The sequence below is a fragment of the Sphingomonas sp. Leaf62 genome, assembly GCF_001421915.1.
In the GTDB taxonomy this organism is placed as follows: domain Bacteria; phylum Pseudomonadota; class Alphaproteobacteria; order Sphingomonadales; family Sphingomonadaceae; genus Sphingomonas.
In genome coordinates this window covers 462209-482014 of sequence record NZ_LMLN01000028.1, presented here as the reverse complement: position 1 = coordinate 482014, position 19806 = coordinate 462209, and the positions used below count along the sequence as shown (strand labels likewise).

The window sequence follows — 19806 nt, the reverse complement described above, 5'->3', positions numbered from 1 at the left end:
TTCGTGACCTTTGACGCCCCGTCCAGCGTTGATCGCCGGGCGGGGCGTTGTCGTTACTTGCCGTTCCCCGGTGCCCATGGCGTCCGTATCGCCTTGTAATAGCTCAGCGGATGCGGCGGCGGCGTCACCCCGGCCGGCAGCGGACGGCCAGATACCTCGGCGAAATAGGCGATACACGCATCGCGCCACCACTGCGCCTCCTGCCGCTGGATCGCGAGGAACTGACGGACCTCGGCAAAGCGTTGTGCATCGACCTGTCCCTCGATCGCCGCCCACTGCCCCTGCATCGCCGTCACCTCGGCCACGCCCCGGTCGTACCGCGCGACCAGTTCCTCCCACAGCGTTCGTCCCGACTCCATCCGCCGATCCCATGACGCATGGTGGAACCACAGCAGCAGGTTTTCCGGCACCGCCTTAGGATCGCTGAACCGCCGGGCCAGCACCGGCGCATATTGTGCCGCCGCATCGCTCCCCGTCGGCGTCCGGTCGAACCCGATCCCGTTCCGGTCCGCCTTGTGGAAATAGACCGGGTTCCAGTCCGCCCGCGCCAGATCGTCGACCCATGGCCCCGGCCCATAATGATGCCCGGTCGCGAACAGGTGGTTCAGCCCCAACGGCATCATATAATCCACGACCGCCTCGTGCGACCGCATCATCATCGGGACGATCGGCTCCGCTGCGGCGGCACCCCAGGTCATCGCCGCCCAGTTGCGGGCGATCTCACGCGCGTCGTCGTCGGGGTTCCACGCCAGTCGCCCGAACGCATACCAGTTCGCCTGATCGAACTGCGATCCCGACCAGTTGCGATCGGTACCGATATTGGACACGCCCGCGATTCCCGTCAGCGCCCCCGGTCGCACCGGCCGGTCGAGCACATCGGCGACCGTCGTGCCCTTGCGCGGACGATAGGTGTCGCTGCGCAGGACCTCCTGCCACATCGTGCCGAGATAGACGAGGTGCGTGGCGAACCCCATATATTCCTTGGTGATCTGCACCTCCATCATCAGCGGCGTGCGCGGCATCGCCCCGAACAGCGGATGGAATGGCTCGCGCGGCTGAAAATCGATCGGCCCGTTCTTGACCTGCACGATGACATTGTCGGCGAACTTGCCGTCCAGCGGCGCGAACTCGCTATAGGCCTGCCGCACCCGGTCCTCGGGCTTTTCGCTAGCATAGACGAACGCGCGCCACATCACGATCCCGCCATGCGGCCTGACCGCTGCCGCCAGCATGTTCGCGCCGTCGGCATGGCTGCGCTTGTAATCGCCCGGTCCGGGCTGCCCTTCGGAATTGGCCTTGATCAGGAACCCGCCGAAATCGGGAATGCGGGCATAGATGTCGTCGGCCTTCGTCTTCCACCACGCCGCGACCTGCGGATCGAGCGGGTCGGCGGTCTTCAGCCCCCCGATCTCGATCGGCGCCGAAAACCGCGCCGAGACATAGACCTTGATGCCCCATGGCCGGAAGATCGCGGCCAGCTTCTCGATCTTGCCGATGAACTCGGGCTTCAGAATATCGGCGCTGGCATTGACGTTGTTCAGGACCGTCCCGTTGATACCGATCGATGCGTTGGCGCGCGCGTAATCGGTATAACGCGGGTCCGCGAAACCGGGCAATTTCTGCCAGTCCCATAGCGACCGGCCGGCATAGCCACGCTCGACATAGCGATCGAGATTATCCCAATGGTTGAGCAATCGCAGGCCCAGCTTCGGCCGATCGGTCACCGAAATATTGGCCAGGCTGCCGGTCGTCTGCGCAATCCGCAGCAACCGGAACGCGCCGTACAGCACGCCGATCGGACTGTTCGCAGCGACGACCGTCCTCCGTTTGCCGTCGATCGCAACCGACCGCAGCACGAACCCTTCGCGGCCGATCGACTGCAACGGCAACCCCAGCCCGGCGATCCGCGCGGACTTCGCCGTTCCGATCACGATCGCACCATCGGTGACAGTGCCGTCGGCAACCGCCCGCCCCGTCAGTCCCGACAGGCCTCGCGCCAGTTCCACTGCGGCAAGCTCGATCGTCGGGTCACGTTCGTCGCGCACGATCGCCGTCGCCTGCGTCGCAACGGCTCCAGCCTGCGCCGTCGGCAAAGACCGATAGCGCAGCCACAGGTCATAGCCATCTTCGGCCCGCGCGGGTGCGGCCCATAGTGCACCGGCAAGCACGACCCACCCCAACCATTTCAGCATCGGGCATCCTCTATCCATCCCGTCTGACCGACGGCGTTGACACGGCCATATCATACCGATCATGGTAGCGCTATCACGTCGCTAGAGCGTGGGACCGGAGAGTGCATGTTCCTGAATCCGCCTGATCGAGGGGAGTCCTACCGCATCGTCCGCCATCGGTGTGCCCCGCTGGCCGGACGGATGCAGGCGCCGACACACGACGGCGACGTTCAGCGTTGCGCCGATCGCCCGCACGGTCGAGGTACGCAGCAGACGGGTCGCGGTCGGACCGATCCGACTGGCGCGTACCGGGCGTCGGCACGTTTCCCTCAAGCTTCATGCTTTGCCTGGCGACCTGTGCCCCTGCTGGTTGGCCGGATCGGTCGGCGGCATCGGCGGACCGGCTGGTGCGCTCCCCCGAATGTCAGTGGCGACGCGCGCGAGACTGATTCTCCAAACGGTCCGCGGATACCAACCGACCTTCCGCGTCACGGCCTGCACCTATCGCCGGCAGCGACCGACCTTCGCCCGATCGTGACCAACTACACCCCTATCGATGGAAAGGCCGTCGCATGACCATGATCGATCGTCGCGGCATCTTGGCGGGCAGCGCCGCGCTCCTCGCCGCGACCACCGTCCGCGCCGCCGATGCGCCCGCCGGCACCTTGAAGGCCGCCGCTGCAAGCAAGGGCCGCCGTTTCGGGTCGGCCTTTGCGTGGAGCCCGGCCGGAGCTGATGCAGGATCGTTCGCCAACCCGGCCTATGCCGCATTGCTGCGGCGTGACTGCGATGTGCTGGTGCCCGAAAACCAGATGAAGTGGCAGGCGATTCGTCCCGCCGCCGACCGGTTCGATTTCAGCCGGTTCGATCCGATGGTCGAATGGGCGACGACGAACGGCTTCGCGCTGCGCGGCCATACGCTGTTCTGGGCATATTCGCGCTGGTTCCCGGCCTGGCTGAACAACCATGACTTTGGCCAGCGCCCCGCGATCGAGGCTGCGCGCATCCTCGACCAGCATATCGACACCGTAACCAAGCGCTATGGCCGCAAGATCGACAGCTATGACGTGGTGAACGAAGCGGTCGATCCCGATACGGGGACCTTGCGCGAAACATCGCTGTCGCGGGCGATGGGCGGCACGGCGAACGTGCTCGACCATGCATTCCGCACCGCTCGCGCCGCCGCGCCGCATGCCGAACTGGTCTATAACGACTATATGAGCTGGGAAGACGGCAACGCCAAACACCGTGCCGGCGTGCTGGCGCTGTTGGCCGATTTTCGCCGGCGCGGCACGCCGGTCGATGCGCTGGGCGTGCAATCGCATATCGGACTGTTCCAGCCGACGACCGACGCCGGCGTGGTGGCAAAGCGGCTCGAACCCGAATGGAGGGCATTTCTCGACCGGGTCACCGCGATGGGATATCGGCTGGTCATCACCGAATTCGACGTGCGCGACAAGGGATTGCCAGCGGTGATCGGCCCACGCGACCGGGGGGTCGCCGACTTCGCCCGCGCCTATCTGGACATCATGCTGTCCTATCCGCAGCTTGGCGATGTTCTCGCCTGGGGATTGAGCGACCGCTACAGCTGGTTGCGCGGGTTCGAGCCGCGTCCCGACGGCGAAGTCACGCGCGGCTGTCCCTATGATACGGACCTGAAGGCCAAGCCGTTGCGGGCGGCGATGCTGGCGGCGCTGGCTGGCGGCGTGCGGCAAGTGGGCCAGGCGGCGTAGGTTCGGGAGGCCGACGCACGCATCATGGGCCGATTGCTGCCTTGCAGCTGCAAATGTCCTGCGTCGCTACCGGCCCTCGCCGGGCTCTTGCCGTAGACGCGGCCAATTCTCAATCCATCGTTTCGACGCGACCCGCCCATCGTACATGGCGCGTTTTTCGTCGATGAAGCGGGACGTCGGCCGCAGGATAAGGTGCATCAAGTCGTTCAGGCCCAGCGGGGCCGCCACTTCGCAACCCTCTTCGCCCCGTCGGCGAACGGCGATGGCGGTTGCCGTTTCCGGCCAATGGCGCATCGCATCGGTCGCGGAAAGATACGGCCGATCGTCGTTGCGAACATGCATCCTCGCCTGATTCTTCACCGACCATGCGATACCCGGTTCCGCCGCTCGCAACATCGCTTCATAGCGGCGGTCTTCGACCGGATCGATTACGAGCGGATCGTACCAGATGACGTCGACATCGCCCGTCGGTGCGGAAGGTGCACGGCCATGAAGATGATCCCATACCGCGTTCCTGACGAAACCCGCTGCGATCCAGCCGTCCCGCAGGTTCAGCGCACGTACCACCCCCAGTAGATGCCATCGAAGCGGATCAGCCCGCAGAATGGCAATGACCTGTGAATGCGCGTCCATGTCCCGCGGCTATCACCATCAAGCTCCCGACGGTACGGTCATGCCGGGTGGACCGCATGATCGTCAGGCCTCCGCCAGCGCCCGTCGCGAGAACGCCCCGTCGAGCCGAAGCCGTCTTCGCCGGCGATGAGGATCGGAGTGCGTCAACCCCCGATCCGTCAATAATCCCGGCTGTACCGCACCGACGCATTCGATCCGCCGAACGATCCGGTCTGCGACAACACGCTCAAGGTGCGGGTCAGCGCGATCTGGATTTGCGTGGCGGTGAAACCGCGCGCGTCGGTGATGATCTCGATATAGATATCGTCGGTCAGGTATTTGCCGGCGGCGAGCGACGTCCCGCGCCCCGTCGCCTCATCGCCGCCCAGCACCCGCAGGCGATCGAAGCCGGTCGCCGAGCGCAACTTCCCGAGCGGGTTGAGACCGCCGCCGCTCGACCCGCGCAGCGAGTTGAGCGCCGCCGCCAGCTGGATTGCTTCGGTAGCCGACAGGTTGGTCACCGAACTACCGAACAGCAACCGCGACAGCACCTCGTCCTGCGCCAGTGCCGGGGTCGAATTGAATGCGATCTGCGGTGCCTGTGCGAACCCGGTGACGTTGATCGAGGCGGTGATCCCCTCAGCCGTCGTCGTTGCGGCGATGTCTATCGAGGGATTGGTGTAATTCTCGCCTTCGAAGCGGACGATCCCGCGTTCGACGTCGAAACGCTTGCCGGCGAAGGAATAGGTACCGCGCACCAGTTGCAGCTGACCGGCAATGGCCGGCGCGGCAGAGGTGCCGCCGATCCGCAGATCGGCCTCCCATTCCGATTCCAGTCCCATGCCCGACACGTACAACCGGTTGTCGGCGCGAACGCGCAGCGCGAGGCGGAACAGGCCGGCGGAAGCCGCCGGACGTTGTTGCGGTGCCGCCGCGCCGCGATTTGCATCGCTCTTCCGACGGACCCCGGTCAGTTCGGGTACTTCGGCCGCACCCTGCCGGATGATTTCATAGCGGGCCTCGGGAATGGTGAGATCGCCCGAGATCAGCCCGCCATCGGCACCGTTCTGGATACGGATATCGCCGGTTGCGGACCCCGCCAGCGCATCGCTGCGCGCGAGTTGCGCATCGCGCAGCTGGGCACGGATATCGATCGGGAATCCGCTATTCGCTGCCAGCCCGACCGAACCCTGTGCGGCGATCGTTCCTTCGCCGGCACGCGCGCGCAACTGGGTCAATTCGAACCGATCGTTGGTGAAGCGACCGTTGATGCCGAGATTGGTCAGCCGGGTGCCCAGCGTCTCGTTATCATAGGTCAGGTTGTTGGCGCGGACCACGCCGGTCAGTTGCGGCGCCTGTACCCGGCCGCCGAAGTCGGCGGCGATGCCGATCGGCCCGCTCAACTGCTGGTCGGCAAGACCCGCAAAGGAGAACAGCACGCCCGCCGGCCCGTTATAGCGTATGCCGCCCGACAGCGGTGCCGCCAGCATCCGCGTGATCCATGATCCGCTGCCCGGCGGCAGGGGCCGCAGGTTAGCGACCATCCGCCCGACCGTTGTCGTACCGCGACGGATCAGCGCACGACCGCTGCCGCCTTCGGGACGCAGGTCCCCGGCGAACACGATATCGACCGGTTCGGAAACCGAGGCGAGGCTGGTCCGCTGGAAGTTCTGGATGGTCAGGCGGGCATCGGCGCGCGGGAAGCTCTGGTCCGCGGCCTGTGCGAAATCGAGGCTGCCGGTCGCGGTGCCGCCGATTCCGGTTCCGGGCATGAAGGCGTTGATGATCGTGAGGTCGAGCCGGTCGAGCCGGGTCTGGATCGACATGCCGTTGCCATAGACGCCGGCGGCGCGAATCGACCCTTGCGCAAAATCGATCCGCGTCGGGTACATACGATAGCCGCCCGGTGCGGACACGATCCGTGCCGGATTAACGGTCTTGAACGGGATCGAGTTTGCTACGCCCTGCAACGCGACCAAATAGTCGTTCGGGCGCAGGCGGGCATTGGCGGCGACGCGGAACGGCACGCCCGACGATCCTTGCGCGAACAGCTGTGCCGTGCCGTTGCCGCCGCGATAATTGACCTTCGCACGGCTGCGTTCGAGCAGGAAGTTGCCCATCGACAGGTTGGCGACCTGCGCATCGGCGACGATTTCGGGCTCGTCGTACAACACCGCGGTGGCGGTCACGATCGCACGGCCGATGCGGATGCCCATGTTGCCGGGGATCGCGGCGTTCGAAGCCTGCGCGTTCACGTCGGCGCGCTGGTAGCGGCCCTGTGCCGACAGGCGAGCGATGCCGGCGATCCCCGATCCGGCAAAGTTGATGCGGCCGGCGAACGGTCCGGCATTCGTGGCCTCGACCCGACCATCGATATTCACGCCGGCAAAGGTCGCGGACCGGATGTCGGCGACAAGGCGCGGCGCGGTCGACACCAGCACATCGGCGCGGAACGGGCCATAATTGGTGCCACCGGTCGCCTGGATCGCGTACCGGTCGCCCTGCCCGCGCACCCGCGCTTCGAGGTTGACGAGCCCGACGCCGACGCCCGGCCGGGCCGCGCGCAACAGCACCTGCGGGGCGGCGACCGATCCGGTCACCCGCGCCGACAGCGGGCCATATTGCGTCGAAACGGCATCGGCTTTGACCAGCAGCGGTCCGGCCGGATCATAGCGGCCCGAACCGTTGGTGATGCGGAACTGCGGCGCGTTCATCCGCAGGTTGGAAAAGGTGATGATCCCGTCGGGCGCGACACCGACATCGACGCGCGTGGTCGAGACATTGCCGCCGAGGAAGTTGCGGACCCCTTCGTTGAACAGTCGCGTGGTCTGGGCAACGACCCGTCCCTTGATCCCGAAGCCGCCGCCCGGTGCGGCATAAAGATTGGCATCGGTCGACAGGTTGAGGATGCCGATGCTGGCAACTTCGTAATCGTTGATCCGCCCCTTGATCGCGCCGGTATAGCGGCCGGTGGTCAGGTTGGCGGCGACGATCGCGGTCGCATCGATCCGGTCGGAACGGATGCGCAGATTGTCGGACAGCACCTGATCGCCGGAGATGGCGAGGTCGCCGTTGATCGCGACATTGGTGACGAGCCCGCCCACGGCAGCGTTCAGCCCGGTGATGCGACGCGCCTTTGCCGCGATCGGGATCAGGATCCTGTCGGCGTCGACCGTTGCGCGACCTTCGGCATAGAGTTGTTCGACCACGGTCTCGCCGAAGCCGAGTGCGGCTGCCTGTACCTTATAGTCGACGGTCGGGGTACCGAAGCCGCCATCGAGGACCACCGCCGCACGAACCGAGCGACCGTTGAGGTTCGGCAGGATCGCGCCGGGGGTCAGCAGCATCGCTTCGGTCCGGAAATTGCCGAACCGGCTGTTGCCGAGGTCGAGCAGACCGGCGGCATTGACCGCAAGTGCGCTGGAGCGGAGCTGGATACGCGTATCGGCCTTGCGATCGGCAAGCGCGGCGTCGATCGCGACGTCGAGGCGCGGCGCGGTCAGCCGTTCGACCGGCCCTTGCAGGATCAGGCCCGGACGGGTCGAACCGCGCACGGTGAAGCGACCATCGCGCCCGGTCACCGCAAGATCGGCAAGCTGCTGCCCGCCGAGCGTGCCGGCCAGCCGGCCGCGCCAGTCGTTCCAGTCGCCATTGCCGGCGATCGTAGCGACGACCGGCGCCTTCAGCCCGGCCATCTCGGCGATCATGCCATTTGCCGGCCCGACGATGCGGGCGTCGATATCGAACCGGTTATCGTCGGGCACCGCGTCGAGTTTCAGCGCGACCCGGTCGCCGCCGGCGTCGCCCGGCGCGGCGATGGTCGCGGCGTTGGCGGTCACCTGCGCGCGGCGATCGGCGATATGTACGGCACCGTCGAGACGGGCGATGTGACGCTGGCCGGTCACGGCCGGGCCGACCTCGATCCGGTCGACGCGCAGACGGTTCACGTCGATATCATAATCGGGCAGCAACGGCGCGTTCGGGTCGCCCGGCGGCGTATCCTTCAGCACCGGATTACGGGCATAGCGGACCAGCGGGCTGGTCAGGCTGCGGATATCGACATGGCTGTTGGTGAAGGCGAACGGCCGCCAGTCGAGTGCGATCGCGGGCGAGTCCGCGAAGACGCCGCGCGTATCGCTCAGCCGCAGGTCGCGGATGGTCATCGCGCCGTACAGCGATCCGTCGATCCGCCCGACATTGACCTTCAGCCCCGACGCCGTGGTGTAGCCGTCGAGCTGCCGGACGAGAAAACCGCGGCCCGGTCCGGTGTTCAGCGCGAACACCAGCACCACGACCAGCAGCAACAGGCCGACAATCGCGATGCCGATCCATTTCAGGATGCGGACCCAGAGCGGACGGTCGCGGACGGTCACAGCGTCGGCGGCGGGCAGTTCGGCGTCGGTCATCAGAAAGCCTGCCCGATCGAGATGTAGAGGGCGATCTTCGATTCACCCGGTCGCCGGGCGATCGGCGTGGCGACATCGACGCGGAGCGGCCCGAAATTGGTGTAGAACCGGCCGCCGATACCGGCACCGAAGCGAAGGTCCGACCCCTTCGGCAGGCTCGATTCATAGACCTGACCGGCGTCGAGGAACGGCACGATCCCGAAATCGCCGAAGCGGTAGCGCGCCTCGATCGCGAATTCGTTCAGGCTGCGGCCGCCGATCGGACGGTTCAGATTGTTGCCATCCTCATCGACCTCGGGCGTGCGGGGGCCGAGTTCCTGAAAACCGAAGCCACGGACCGATCCGCCGCCACCGGCATAATAGCGCCGCGACGGGGCCAGATCGTTGCGGGCGATGCCCTGGATCGATCCGGCACGGGCGCGCCCGGCGATAACGATGCTCTCGCCGATCGGATAATAGCCGGTGCCCTCGACCATGAACCGGCCATAGGGGCGCACCGCACCCTGCACCGACGCTTCGGGGCTGACGTTCAACTTCACGCGGAAGCCCTTGGTCGGGTTGAGGAGATTGTCCGACGTGTCGAACCCGGCGAACAACGGCAGCGCGGCGATGCCATAGGTCTTGCGACGACGCTCTCCGACGTCGAAGTCGTAGGTATCTTCGTTGGTGCCGATCAGTTCGGCACCATAGGCATAGGTAAACCGCTTCTGCCAGATGGGTGTCGAGTCATACGACCAACGGATACCCAGCGTGCCGGTGAACGCCTCGAACGCGTCGTAATTGGTGCGGCTGGCATTGGCGAGGATCTGGAACGTCCGGTCGCGGCGACCGGCGTTGGACCGGCGGAACGTGACGCCCGCGCCCTGTTCCTGCGTGCCGGCGACACCGCGAACGATCAGCGCTCCTTCGGGCGGGAACAGATTGCGGTGGGTCCACGATCCTTCGAGGCGGATGCCCTGCCCCGTGCCGTAGCCCCCCTCACCCGCCAGCGTCCGCGCCGGCCCGGCATCCTGCCGCACCAGCAGGTTTACGAGTTCCGTTCCGTCGGGGGCAAGCTGCCCGGTCCGCTGCGGTTCGACCGAGACACTGGAGAACAGGCCCGTCGACACCAGCGCCGCGCGCAGATCGTCGACCTTGCGATTGTCATAGAGTTCGCCCTGCTCGAACCGCGCAAGCACACCGACATGATCGGCATCGAACGCCAGCTTGCCGGTGGTGGAATAGGTTCCGAACGACGAGCGCGGCCCGGTCGTCACCGGCAGGGTGTACGCGCCGGTATAGGCCGTGTCGTCGAGCAGGATGTCGCGTTGCCCGACCTCGACGAACGGATAGCCCTGTTGCGGAAGCCTCAGGCTGACATTCGCCTCCGCTGCCTGAATCCGTTCGGCATCGACCGGATCGCCGACCTTCAGCGGCAATTCGCGCTGGACGAGGTTCGGCGGCACGGTCGGCTGGGTATCGATACGGATCGACCCCAGCGTGAACTGCTTGCCCGGAATGGCCGTGACGACGGCACGGATACGTTCGCCCGGCGGGTTTTCGATCGCCGAGGTCGCGGTGCCGTCATAATAGCCTTTGGCCCGCATGATCCGGATCGCGAGCTGTTCGTCCTCGCGCGCGCGCGCCTGCACCATCGTCGCGTTGGCGGCCTTGCCCTTGCCCTCCTGCAACGACGACAGCGCCTTGAACTGCGCGGTTCCATCGATATCGTCGAGGCCACGAACGACGGTATCATAGCGGATTTCGACCGCACGTTTGTCATCGGTTCCGGCGACCTCGACCGGGGTCACATCGAACGACGACAGCGGCGGCAGCGGCTGGGCCAGTTCGGGAGCTTCCGGCAGGACCGCGTCGGGCAGCGTTTCCGCGGGAACTGCCGCCTCGGTCGCCGGTGCCGTCGGCGGCGCGGGCAGGACCGGCGGAGTGGTCTGCGGCGTCGGCGCGGCTGGCGCGTCGAACCCCGACATCGGCTCGAGTGGCGCGTTGATATCGCCCGACAGGCTCGGCAGCGCCGCGTCGAATTCAGGGTCCGGCACGATCGCGCCATCGACCGGCGGATTCTGGGACGATGATGGTACGACGATCGGTGGCGGCGAAGTGCGCTTCGTCTGGGCCAGCGCACCCGGTGCGGTCATCGTTCCCGCCAACAAGATACAGATCGTCCGCGCGCGAAAATCCCCCAACGTTTCGTCCCCGTCCCCTTGCCCCGGACGTTGCAGTGCACAACCCCCGGCAGATCGAGAAACGCCAAACCAATGATTTGGTTCATATGGTAAAAATTTTGCATCCCAACAAAGCGGGAAGCGTTGGTGTCGGCAGGCAAGGGGAACAGCGTGACCGATACCGCGATGCAGATTGATCCGGCGACAATTCCGGGGAGCCAGTCGTCCCATCCCTGGGCGCACCCGTGGCCCGCATGGCGGGCGATCCTGTTCCGCGTCTACACGATGGTCGGCTATCACAATCTGACGCTGATGGCGGCAGGGGTCGCTTTCTACGCCTTCTTGTCGTTCGTACCGCTGCTCGGCGCGATCGTGATGACCTATGGACTGGTTGCCGACCCGTCGACGGTCTCGCGGCATATGCAAACGATCTTCGAACTGGTGCCGGCCGACGCCGCACGCCTGATTTCCGATCAATTGATTGCGGTGGTGACGACCGCGTCGTCACAGGCGGGATTCGGCCTCGCCATCGCGCTGCTCCTCTCCATTTACGGCGCGATGCGCGCAGCCAGCGCGATCATTCAGGCGCTGAACGTGATTTACGAAGAGGAGGACGAACGCAGCATCATCACCACGACGCTGCTGTCGGCGATGATTACCGTCGCGGCGATCGTCGCGGCGCTCGTCGGAATCGTGTCGGCTGGCGTGCTGACATGGATCCGCACCCAGACCGAGTTTCTGGGGACCGCCGGCGCGGTCGTCATTCAAGGCGCAACGTGGATCGTCGCCGGCAGCATTGCGAGCGCGGCTATTGCCTTCGCCTACCGCTATGGCCCCGACCGCGCACCGGCGCGTTGGCGCTGGCTCTCGGTCGGGTCGGTCGCAGCGACCGTGTTGTGGCTGCTGGCGACGGTGTTGTTCGGCCTTTATGCGGCGAACTTCGCCAATTACAACGCGACCTATGGCGCGCTGGGCGCGGTCGTCGTGCTGCTCATGTGGCTGTTCGTATCGAGCTTCGCGATCCTGATCGGTGCGGAGATCAATGCCGAGGCGGAGCGGCAGACCGCGATCGATTCGACCGTCGGCCATCCGCGGCCGATGGGCCGGCGCGGCGCACGGCTGGCCGATACGCTGCCGACCAAGCATCAGGCAAAGCCGCGCCGCGACCGTTATTGATCGACGGTGCGCTGTTCCATCGCGTCGGCGGCGGCCTGCACCCGCCCGAGCATGTCGCGGAGCACCTCGATTTCCTCGGCGCTGAACGCGGCGAACAGTTCCTGTTCGATCAACAGTGCCTTCGGTGCGACCTGTTCGTACAGAGCGCGTCCCGACGGTGTCAGTTGCAGCAGGTGCGACCGTTGATCGCCGGCATTGGCGCGGCGTTCGACCAGTCCGCGATCGACCAGCGCGATCGCACCGCGGCTGACCGTCACCTTGTCCATGCGGGTCGCCACGCACAGCGATTGCTGGGTGATGCCCTCGCTCTCGGCGATGACCGTCACCAGCCGCCATTCGGGAATGCGCAGCCCGAACAACGATCGATATGTCGATGCGATCGCGTCGGACACGCGGTTGGACGCGATGGACAGCCGGTACGGCAGGAAATCGTCGAGAAGCAGTCTTTTGTTCACGGTGTTGATTGTTGCCGCCCCGTCGCCGCCCGTCAACAGGCGCGGAACCGGTGTCAGGGGCGAAACGTACTGTTCATCCAATAACCGGGTCGGGGTCTCCGCAATGTTCAACTGGAAACACGAGGCGCAGGATCGTCTGCAGGCGATGCTGTTCGAGCATGTCGACGACCGCGCCTTCCCCTGTGTCGGTGCGAAATCGGCGATGGCGAAGGGGACGCTGGACGTTCTTGCCTGCTCGCGCATCGACAGCGCCTGGGACGATGTCCGCATTCACGATGCGTTGATGCAACTCGCCGTCAGTTATCGCCGCGACCGGACGATGTATCGCAGCTTCGCCGTCATCTTCGACGGGCCGGACGATCTGACCGAAACCGAGTTCGAACATGCGTTATGGAAACGGGTCCAGTCGCTGTCGGACAAGGATGTCTGGCGCGGGCAGGATTATGACACCCGGGTCAGCGCCGACCCCAACAACCCGCATTTCTCGCTGAGCTTCGGCGGCGAGGCGTTCTTCATCGTCGGCCTTCATCCCCGATCGAGCCGGCCGGCGCGGCGGTTCGACCGGCCGACGCTGGTGTTCAACCTGCACGACCAGTTCGAACGCCTGCGCGCCGAGGGCAAGTACGAGACGATGCGTGAGAAGATCCTCGTGCGCGACGAGGCGCTGGCCGGCAGCCGCAACCCGATGCTGGCGCGCCACGGCGCGGCGAGCGAAGCGCGGCAATATAGCGGACGGCAGGTCGACGATCGCTGGTCCTGCCCCTTCCACTATTCGGGGGAAGGCGATTGAACATCGTCATCCCGGAACGCTCCGGCACCGCCTTCCCCCTCCGACAGGGCGAGACGCTGGTCGTGGTCGACCCGCGCGGATGTCAGGTCGCGGACCTGCTGGCGTTCAATGCCGATGATCTGGACGAGGTCATCTCCTCCGGGCGTACGCTCGATTATGCCGAGACGATCCGGCTGACGACCGGGCACCGGCTGTATTCAAACCGCAGTCGGGTGATGCTGGAGATCGTCGACGATATGGTCGGGATGCACGACTTTCTCTTGACGCCTTGCTCGTACGATACCTTCCATCATTTCTACCCCGACCTCCCGCCGCATCGTGGATGCTTCGGCAATCTGGCGGCGGCGCTCGAGCCGTACGGCATATCGCCTGACCGGATACCGGTGGCATTCAACTGCTTCATGAACGTCCCGGTCGATGCCGCAACAGGAAAGCTGAGCGTCTTGCCGCCGATCAGCAAGGCGGGCGATACCATCACCTTTCGCGCGGCGATGGATCTGATCATCGGGTTGACCGCGTGTTCGGCCCCGGCATCGAACGGCGGCAGCTTCAAGCCGATCGAATACCGGGTCGAGCCAGCCTAGGCCGACAGGGTCCAGCACAGGAACGCGGCGGCGGCCAGCAGCGTGCCGAGCGGCAGGCGGTCGCTGGCCGCCGGACGCCGGCCGGCAAGCGCCATCACGGCGACGATTGCCAAGCCCGCGATCGATGCGATCAACAACACTGCTGGCAATGCCCGCCAGCCGAGCCACAGGCCGATCGCACCGAACAGTTTGGGATCGCCGCCGCCAAGACCGGTTCGACCCCGGATTCGGCGGTACAACGTCGCTACCAGCGACAGTGCGGCAAAGCCCCCCGCCCCGCCGATCATACGGTCGGTCACATCAGGCGCGATGCCCGCCGCGCCTCCGACCAAGGCAGCGATGGCAAGGGCCGCCGTTAACCGGTCGGGCAGCCAGAACGCGGCGAGATCGATCGTACCCGAGGCCAGCAACAGCCAGCCACAAATTGCACCGGCGACGCCGTCGACGCCCGGCGCAACCAGTCCGGCAACGATACCGATCGTCGCACCCAGCAGTTCGGTAACTGGATGACCCGGCACAATGCAGATGCCGCAGCTACGGCATCGACCGCGTAGCGCGATGTAACTGACCAACGGCACCAGTTCGCTGCCCTGCAAGGTTCGGCCGCAACCGTCGCACGCGGATCGCCCGACCGCTATCGACCGCCCCTGCGGCCAGCGGATGGCGAGCGTCGCGATGAAACTGCCGAACACCGTGCCAAGCACGCCGAGCAGGATCGGCCAGAAGGACGGAGGGAGCGCAGCGACCATGGCCCGCCCCTATCGGCAATCACCGGCATTTGCGAGGCGGCGGCCTTCCCCCTAGATGTGATAACAAACGAAACCATAGTCCGTGGAGAGCCGCATGTCCGATCCCGTCGTCATCCTGTCCTATGCCCGTACGCCGATGGGCAGCTTTCAGGGGTGTCTGACCGATGCCAGCGCAACCGAACTGGGTGCGGCGGCGGTCGGGGCGGCGGTCGCGCGGGCGGGGCTGTCGGGCGAGGCGGTCGAACGCATTTATATGGGGTGCGTCTTGCCCGCCGGCCTTGGACAGGCCCCGGCGCGACAGGCGGCGCTGGGTGCCGGCCTTCCGCAGCATGTTGAGGCGACGACCGTTAACAAGATGTGCGGATCGGGTATGCAGGCGGTGATGATGGCCGCCGACACCCTCGCCGCCGGTTCGGCCGATCTCATCGTCGCTGGCGGAATGGAGAGCATGACCAATGCCCCCTATCTATCGCACCGCCACCGCGGCGGCGCGCGGATCGGACACGACCGGTTGCTCGACCATATGTATATCGACGGACTGGAGGATGCGTACGAACCCGGCCGGCTGATGGGCAGCTTTGCCGAGGAAACCGCCGCCGCCTATGGCTTTACCCGCGAGGCGCAGGACGCGTTCGCCATCGCGTCGCTGACCCGGGCAGAGGAGGCGCAGGCATCGGGTGCGTTCGATCGTGAGATCGTGCCGGTCGACATCACCGGCCGCAAGGGCACGACGACCGTGCGCACCGACGAACAGCCGACGCGCGGCGACGCATCGAAAATCCCGACGCTCAAGCCCGCCTTCGCCAAAGACGGGACGATCACCGCCGCCAACGCATCGTCGATTTCGGACGGGGCGGCGGCGCTGGTGCTGGCGCGGGCATCGGTCGCCGAACGGTTGGGCCTAACCCCGGTCGCGCGGATCGTGGCCCATGCGGGACACGCCCATGCACCTGCCCGGTTCGCGACCGCGCCGGCCTTTGCCATGCGCAAGTTGCTCGATCGGGCCGGCTGGGCGAGCGGTGACGTAGACCTGTTCGAGGTGAACGAGGCGTTCGCCTGTGTCACGATGGCGGCGATGCACGATCTCGACCTGCCGCACGACATCGTCAACGTTCATGGCGGAGCGTGCGCGCTGGGCCATCCGATCGGGGCAAGCGGCGCGCGAATATTGGCGACGCTGTTGTCGGCGCTGGAAACCCGCGGATTGCGGCGGGGCATGGCGTCGCTGTGCATCGGCGGCGGCGAAGCCACCGCTCTCGCGGTCGAGATGGTCGATTGAGTGTCGGAACTTTCGCGCATCGTGCTGCGTAAAGGTGGGTCATACGGCGTGGCGAGGGGATGACGGTGGCGGATCGCGAAGATGTAGTGGGCTATGACGGCCCCGCCGGCGGGTGGGGTTCGGTCAAGGGGATGTCGAAAATCCTCGGCAAGGAACGCAACCGTCCCGCCGCGCTCGCCCAGCTTGCCCGCCAGAACAAGACCAAGGGCTTCATGTGCACCTCCTGCGCATGGGGAAAACCGGCCGAGCCGCACCCTTTCGAATTCTGTGAGAACGGTGCCAAGGCGACCCTTTGGGACCTAACCCCCAATCGCTGCACCCCCGAATTCTTCGCCACGCATTCGGTCAGCGAACTGAAGGGCTGGAAGGATTTCGATCTTGAGCATCAGGGGCGGCTGACCCACCCAATGCGGTACGATCAAGCCACCGACCATTATGTCGAATGCAGCTGGGACGAAGCCTTTACGGCGATCGGTACCGAACTGCGCGCGATCGATCCGAAAAAGGCGATCTTCTACGCGTCGGGCCGCGCCAGCCTCGAAACATCCTATCTCTTCGCCTTGTTTGCGCGGCTCTATGGGCACAACAACCTGCCCGACAGTTCGAACATGTGCCACGAGACCACGTCGGTCGCGCTGAAGAAGGTGATCGGTGCGCCGGTCGGCACCTCGATCCTCGACGATTTCGAACATTGCGATGCGATGTTTTTCTTCGGGCAGAATACCGGATCGAACAGCCCGCGCTTCCTGCACCCGCTGCGCGACGCGGTGAAGCGCGGGTGCAAGGTCGTGACGTTCAACCCGGTCAAGGAGCCGGGCCTGATCGCGTTCACCGATCCGCAAAATCCGTTCGAGATGGCGACCCGCAGCGAAACCAAGATTTCCTGCCAATATCATCAGGTCCGACCCGGCGGCGACGTCGCGGTCATGATCGGCCTCGCCAAGCATGTGCTTGCTGCCGAGGACAAGAACTGGGCGGAGCACAAGGTCCATGTCCTCGACGTCGACTTCATCGAACAACATACCGCCGGGTTCGCCGAGTTCGAAGCGATGGTCCGCGCCACCGACTGGTCGGATATCGAGCGCGAAAGCGGACTGAAGCGCGCCGATATCGAGGCAGCGGGACAGGTCTATGTCGAGGCGGATCGGACGATCGGCATCTACGGCATGGGACTGACGCAGCAGGTCAACGGGTTCGACAATGTCGTGACCTATGTGAACCTGTTGCTGATGAAGGGAAATATCGGACGCGTCGGCACCGGCATGTCGCCCGTCCGCGGACATAGCAATGTGCAGGGCCAGCGCTCCGTCGGCATTTCGGAAAAGCCCGAGCTCGTGCCGATGGACCGGTTGCGCGAACTGTTCGGTTTCGAGCCGCCGATGGAGCAGGGCCACAACACCGTCACCGCGTGCGAGGACATTTTGAAGGGCGAGATCGAGGCCTTCGTCTCGCTCGGCGGGAATTTCCTGCGCGCGATCCCCGATCTGGAGCGGATCGAGGCGGCGTGGCCCGACATCCGCCTGACCGTGCAGATCGCGACGAAGTTGAACCGCAGTCACCTGATCAACGGCAAGACGGCGTATCTCCTGCCCTGTCTGGTCCGGACCGAAGTCGACAAGCAGGCCGGCGGCGAGCAGATCGTCACGATCGAGGATACGTTCAGCCATATCCATGGGTCGATCGCCACGCATGAACCGGCGAGCGAGCATCTGAAATCTGAAGTCGCGATCGTCGCGGGCATGGCCAAGGCGACGCTCGATCCCAATCCGAAAGTCGATTGGGACGGCTGGACCGGTGACTATGCGAAGATCCGCGCATTGATCGAAGCGACCTATCCCGAAGAATTTCACGATTTCGAAGAACGCATGTTCACGCCCGGCGGATTCTATCGCGGCAATGCGGCGCGGGAGCGGGTGTGGAAGACCGACAGCGGCAAGGCCGAGTTCACCATTCCCCGGTCCTTGTCCGGAACGGCGATCGACGATGCGCCAGGCCGGTTACGGCTCGTGACGCTCCGTTCGAACGATCAATTCAATACGACGATTTACGGCTATGACGACCGCTTCCGTGGAATTTCGGGGACGCGCGACGTGTTGATGATGAACCCGACCGAAATAGCCAAGGCGGGACTGCACAAGGGGCAGGTCGTGACGCTGGTTGGCGATGCCGAGGACGGCGTCGATCGCCGGGTCACGGGGCTGAAAGTCGTGCCGTTCGACCTGCCCAACGGGTGTGTCGCGGGATATTATCCCGAACTCAATCCGCTGATCCCGATCGGCTGGCACGATCACGCATCGAAGACACCCGCCGCGAAAGCGGTGCCGGTCCGTATCGTCGCCGGATGAATGCCGATGGAACAATTATTCGACGGTTCGACCGGGTGGCGCCGGCGGGGGACCGGACCGAGCATGACCGCGCCGTAGCCGTCGAAGCGCCGGTGGCGATCGAAGTGAACGGTCTGGGCTATGCGGTGCTGATGGCGACACCGAACGAACTTGGCGATTTCGCGCACGGCTTCGTGCTCGCCGAACGATTGGCCGATCAGGCGAACGAGGTCGTCGAGGTGAGTGCGCATGCCACCGATGCCGGCACCTTGCTGCGCGTGACGTTGATACCCGAACGGCACGAGCGGGTCGCCGACCGGGTTCGGCACCGCGTTTCGGAATCATCCTGCGGTCTGTGCGGCATCGAGAATCTGGAGCAGGCATTGCGCCCGCTGCCGACCGTGACCGCGCGATCGACGGCGGGCGACGCGGCCCTGTTCGCCGCCGCCGCCGCGCTTCGAGATCATCAGCCGCTGGCACTGGCGACCGGCGCGACCCACGCCGCCGCGCTCTGCGCAGCCGATGGCAGCATCCGGCTGGTCCGCGAGGATGTCGGGCGGCATAATGCCTTCGACAAGCTCATCGGCGCGATGCGGCGGGGCGGGTTCGACTGGGACGGCGGCTTCGCCCTGCTGTCGTCGCGCTGCTCGTTCGAACTGGTCGAAAAAGCGGTGCTGGCGGGATGCCCGATGCTGGCGACGCTGTCCGCCGCGACGACGCTGGCGATGGACCGGGCCGCTGCCGCTGGACTGGCACTGCGGACGCTGGTCCGGTCCGATGCGATGCTCGCGTCATGACGCGGATTTTGGGCGCGATCATCGCCGGCGGCCGATCGAGCCGCTTCGGCAGCGACAAGGCGCTGGCCGCGATCGACGGACGTGCGCTGATCGACCACGTCGCCGACGCGGTCGAACCGCAAGTCGATGCCCTGATCGTCGTCGGACGCACCCATGAAGGACTAGAGGCGGTGCCCGATCGCCCCGCCCCCGATTTGGGGCCGCTCGGCGGGATCGCGGCGGCGCTGCACCATGCCTGTGCCAAAGGGTTCACGCACGTACTGACGGTGCCGTGCGATACGCCGTTCGTGCCGGGCGACCTGCGCGCGCAATTGTCGGCGGTCGGGCCTGCCGCCTATCTGCCTGACCTGCCCGTTGTCGGGCTATGGCCGGTCGATGCGAGTACGACGCTGCAGGCAGTGCTGCGCGGTCCGGGATCGCGATCGGTGCGGGCCTTTGCCGACTGGATCGGCGCGGAGCCGGTGACGGTCGAGGGCCAGATCGCCAACGTCAATACACAGGCCGATCTCGCGCGGCTGAGCGCGCAACGCGACTGACAGCGGGACACACCCGCGATATAGCGTGCCAC

The 19806-nt window shown here is 65.7% G+C and carries 14 protein-coding genes; 8 read left to right on the top strand and 6 right to left on the bottom strand.

Going from position 1 to position 19806, the window contains the following annotated elements; all coding sequences use genetic code 11:
* Positions 1 to 53: 53 nt before the first annotated feature.
* Positions 54 to 2192 carry an alpha-glucuronidase family glycosyl hydrolase gene (locus ASE91_RS13760; RefSeq protein ID WP_200911260.1) on the bottom strand — a complete coding sequence of 713 codons (2139 nt, stop codon included), beginning with the start codon at positions 2190 to 2192 and terminating at the stop codon, positions 54 to 56.
* A gap of 551 nt (positions 2193 to 2743) precedes the next feature.
* Here ASE91_RS13760 and ASE91_RS13755 point away from each other — a divergent pair.
* Positions 2744 to 3904, top strand: coding sequence for an endo-1,4-beta-xylanase (locus ASE91_RS13755; protein WP_056626996.1), 1161 nt, complete (start codon positions 2744 to 2746; stop codon positions 3902 to 3904).
* 66 nt (positions 3905 to 3970) lie between these two features.
* On the opposite strand, the gene ASE91_RS13750 is transcribed toward ASE91_RS13755, so the two are convergent.
* The 3 genes from ASE91_RS13750 to ASE91_RS13740 all read right to left on the bottom strand — a co-directional run bounded on the left by ASE91_RS13750 (position 3971) and on the right by ASE91_RS13740 (position 11057).
* Complete coding sequence (locus tag ASE91_RS13750) at positions 3971 to 4537, bottom strand: nucleotidyltransferase family protein (RefSeq protein WP_056626992.1); 567 nt, start codon at positions 4535 to 4537, stop codon at positions 3971 to 3973.
* 158 nt (positions 4538 to 4695) lie between these two features.
* Complete coding sequence (locus tag ASE91_RS13745; protein ID WP_056626990.1) at positions 4696 to 8922, bottom strand: translocation/assembly module TamB domain-containing protein; 4227 nt, start codon at positions 8920 to 8922, stop codon at positions 4696 to 4698.
* Entirely contained in the window at positions 8922 to 11057 is a 2136-nt protein-coding gene (locus ASE91_RS13740) for an autotransporter assembly complex protein TamA (protein ID WP_056626988.1), read from the bottom strand. The genes ASE91_RS13745 and ASE91_RS13740 overlap by 1 nt, the downstream gene beginning before the upstream one ends.
* A 198-nt stretch (positions 11058 to 11255) precedes the next feature.
* Here ASE91_RS13740 and ASE91_RS13735 point away from each other — a divergent pair, with 198 nt between their 5' ends.
* Positions 11256 to 12260 carry a YihY/virulence factor BrkB family protein gene (locus ASE91_RS13735; RefSeq protein WP_235530487.1) on the top strand — a complete coding sequence of 335 codons (1005 nt, stop codon included), beginning with the start codon at positions 11256 to 11258 and terminating at the stop codon, positions 12258 to 12260.
* Here ASE91_RS13735 and ASE91_RS13730 read toward each other — a convergent pair.
* On the bottom strand, positions 12254 to 12715 hold the full coding sequence (locus tag ASE91_RS13730) for a MarR family winged helix-turn-helix transcriptional regulator (RefSeq protein WP_055997029.1): 462 nt from the start codon (positions 12713 to 12715) through the stop codon (positions 12254 to 12256). The two genes, ASE91_RS13735 and ASE91_RS13730, sit on opposite strands and share 7 nt — an antisense overlap.
* Positions 12716 to 12818: 103 nt before the next feature.
* Here ASE91_RS13730 and gntA point away from each other — a divergent pair, with 103 nt between their 5' ends.
* Together gntA and ASE91_RS13720 are read left to right on the top strand one after the other, a co-directional pair.
* Positions 12819 to 13505, top strand: a complete 687-nt coding sequence (gene gntA, locus ASE91_RS13725) for a guanitoxin biosynthesis heme-dependent pre-guanitoxin N-hydroxylase GntA (RefSeq protein WP_055994748.1) — start codon at positions 12819 to 12821, stop codon at positions 13503 to 13505.
* Complete coding sequence (locus tag ASE91_RS13720; protein ID WP_056626986.1) at positions 13502 to 14089, top strand: DUF1989 domain-containing protein; 588 nt, start codon at positions 13502 to 13504, stop codon at positions 14087 to 14089. The genes gntA and ASE91_RS13720 overlap by 4 nt, the downstream gene beginning before the upstream one ends.
* On the opposite strand, the gene ASE91_RS13715 is transcribed toward ASE91_RS13720, so the two are convergent.
* The gene (locus ASE91_RS13715; RefSeq protein ID WP_056626984.1) at positions 14086 to 14838 is read right to left on the bottom strand and encodes a prepilin peptidase; all 753 of its coding nucleotides are present in this window, start codon (positions 14836 to 14838) and stop codon (positions 14086 to 14088) included. The genes ASE91_RS13720 and ASE91_RS13715 overlap by 4 nt on opposite strands.
* A 94-nt stretch (positions 14839 to 14932) precedes the next feature.
* Between ASE91_RS13715 and ASE91_RS13710 the strand changes: the two genes are divergently transcribed.
* The 4 genes from ASE91_RS13710 to mobA all read left to right on the top strand — a co-directional run bounded on the left by ASE91_RS13710 (position 14933) and on the right by mobA (position 19774).
* Complete coding sequence (locus ASE91_RS13710) at positions 14933 to 16117, top strand: acetyl-CoA C-acyltransferase (RefSeq protein ID WP_056627221.1); 1185 nt, start codon at positions 14933 to 14935, stop codon at positions 16115 to 16117.
* Positions 16118 to 16182: 65 nt separating this feature from the next.
* Entirely contained in the window at positions 16183 to 18462 is a 2280-nt protein-coding gene (locus ASE91_RS13705) for an FdhF/YdeP family oxidoreductase (protein WP_443024540.1), read from the top strand.
* Positions 18459 to 19238 (top strand): formate dehydrogenase accessory sulfurtransferase FdhD, encoded by a 780-nt coding sequence (fdhD, locus tag ASE91_RS13700; protein ID WP_056626980.1) that lies wholly within the window; start codon positions 18459 to 18461, stop codon positions 19236 to 19238. Before ASE91_RS13705 ends, fdhD begins: the two co-directional genes overlap by 4 nt.
* On the top strand, positions 19235 to 19774 hold the full coding sequence (gene mobA / locus ASE91_RS13695) for a molybdenum cofactor guanylyltransferase (protein WP_056626978.1): 540 nt from the start codon (positions 19235 to 19237) through the stop codon (positions 19772 to 19774). The genes fdhD and mobA overlap by 4 nt, the downstream gene beginning before the upstream one ends.
* The last annotated feature ends 32 nt before the right edge of the window (positions 19775 to 19806 follow it).

What these genes read in the sequence shown, in the direction of transcription:
- ASE91_RS13745 (WP_056626990.1), bottom strand. Translation starts at nt 8,922, where the DNA reads ATGACCGACGCCGAACTGCCCGCCGCCGACGCTGTGACCGTCCGCGAC.
- ASE91_RS13740 (WP_056626988.1), bottom strand. Translation starts at nt 11,057, where the DNA reads ATGACCGCACCGGGTGCGCTGGCCCAGACGAAGCGCACTTCGCCGCCA.
- ASE91_RS13750 (WP_056626992.1), bottom strand. Translation starts at nt 4,537, where the DNA reads ATGGACGCGCATTCACAGGTCATTGCCATTCTGCGGGCTGATCCGCTT.
- ASE91_RS13715 (WP_056626984.1), bottom strand. Translation starts at nt 14,838, where the DNA reads ATGGTCGCTGCGCTCCCTCCGTCCTTCTGGCCGATCCTGCTCGGCGTG.
- ASE91_RS13710 (WP_056627221.1), top strand. Translation starts at nt 14,933, where the DNA reads ATGTCCGATCCCGTCGTCATCCTGTCCTATGCCCGTACGCCGATGGGC.
- gntA (WP_055994748.1), top strand. Translation starts at nt 12,819, where the DNA reads ATGTTCAACTGGAAACACGAGGCGCAGGATCGTCTGCAGGCGATGCTG.
- ASE91_RS13755 (WP_056626996.1), top strand. Translation starts at nt 2,744, where the DNA reads ATGACCATGATCGATCGTCGCGGCATCTTGGCGGGCAGCGCCGCGCTC.
- fdhD (WP_056626980.1), top strand. Translation starts at nt 18,459, where the DNA reads ATGAATGCCGATGGAACAATTATTCGACGGTTCGACCGGGTGGCGCCG.
- mobA (WP_056626978.1), top strand. Translation starts at nt 19,235, where the DNA reads ATGACGCGGATTTTGGGCGCGATCATCGCCGGCGGCCGATCGAGCCGC.
- ASE91_RS13760 (WP_200911260.1), bottom strand. Translation starts at nt 2,192, where the DNA reads ATGCTGAAATGGTTGGGGTGGGTCGTGCTTGCCGGTGCACTATGGGCC.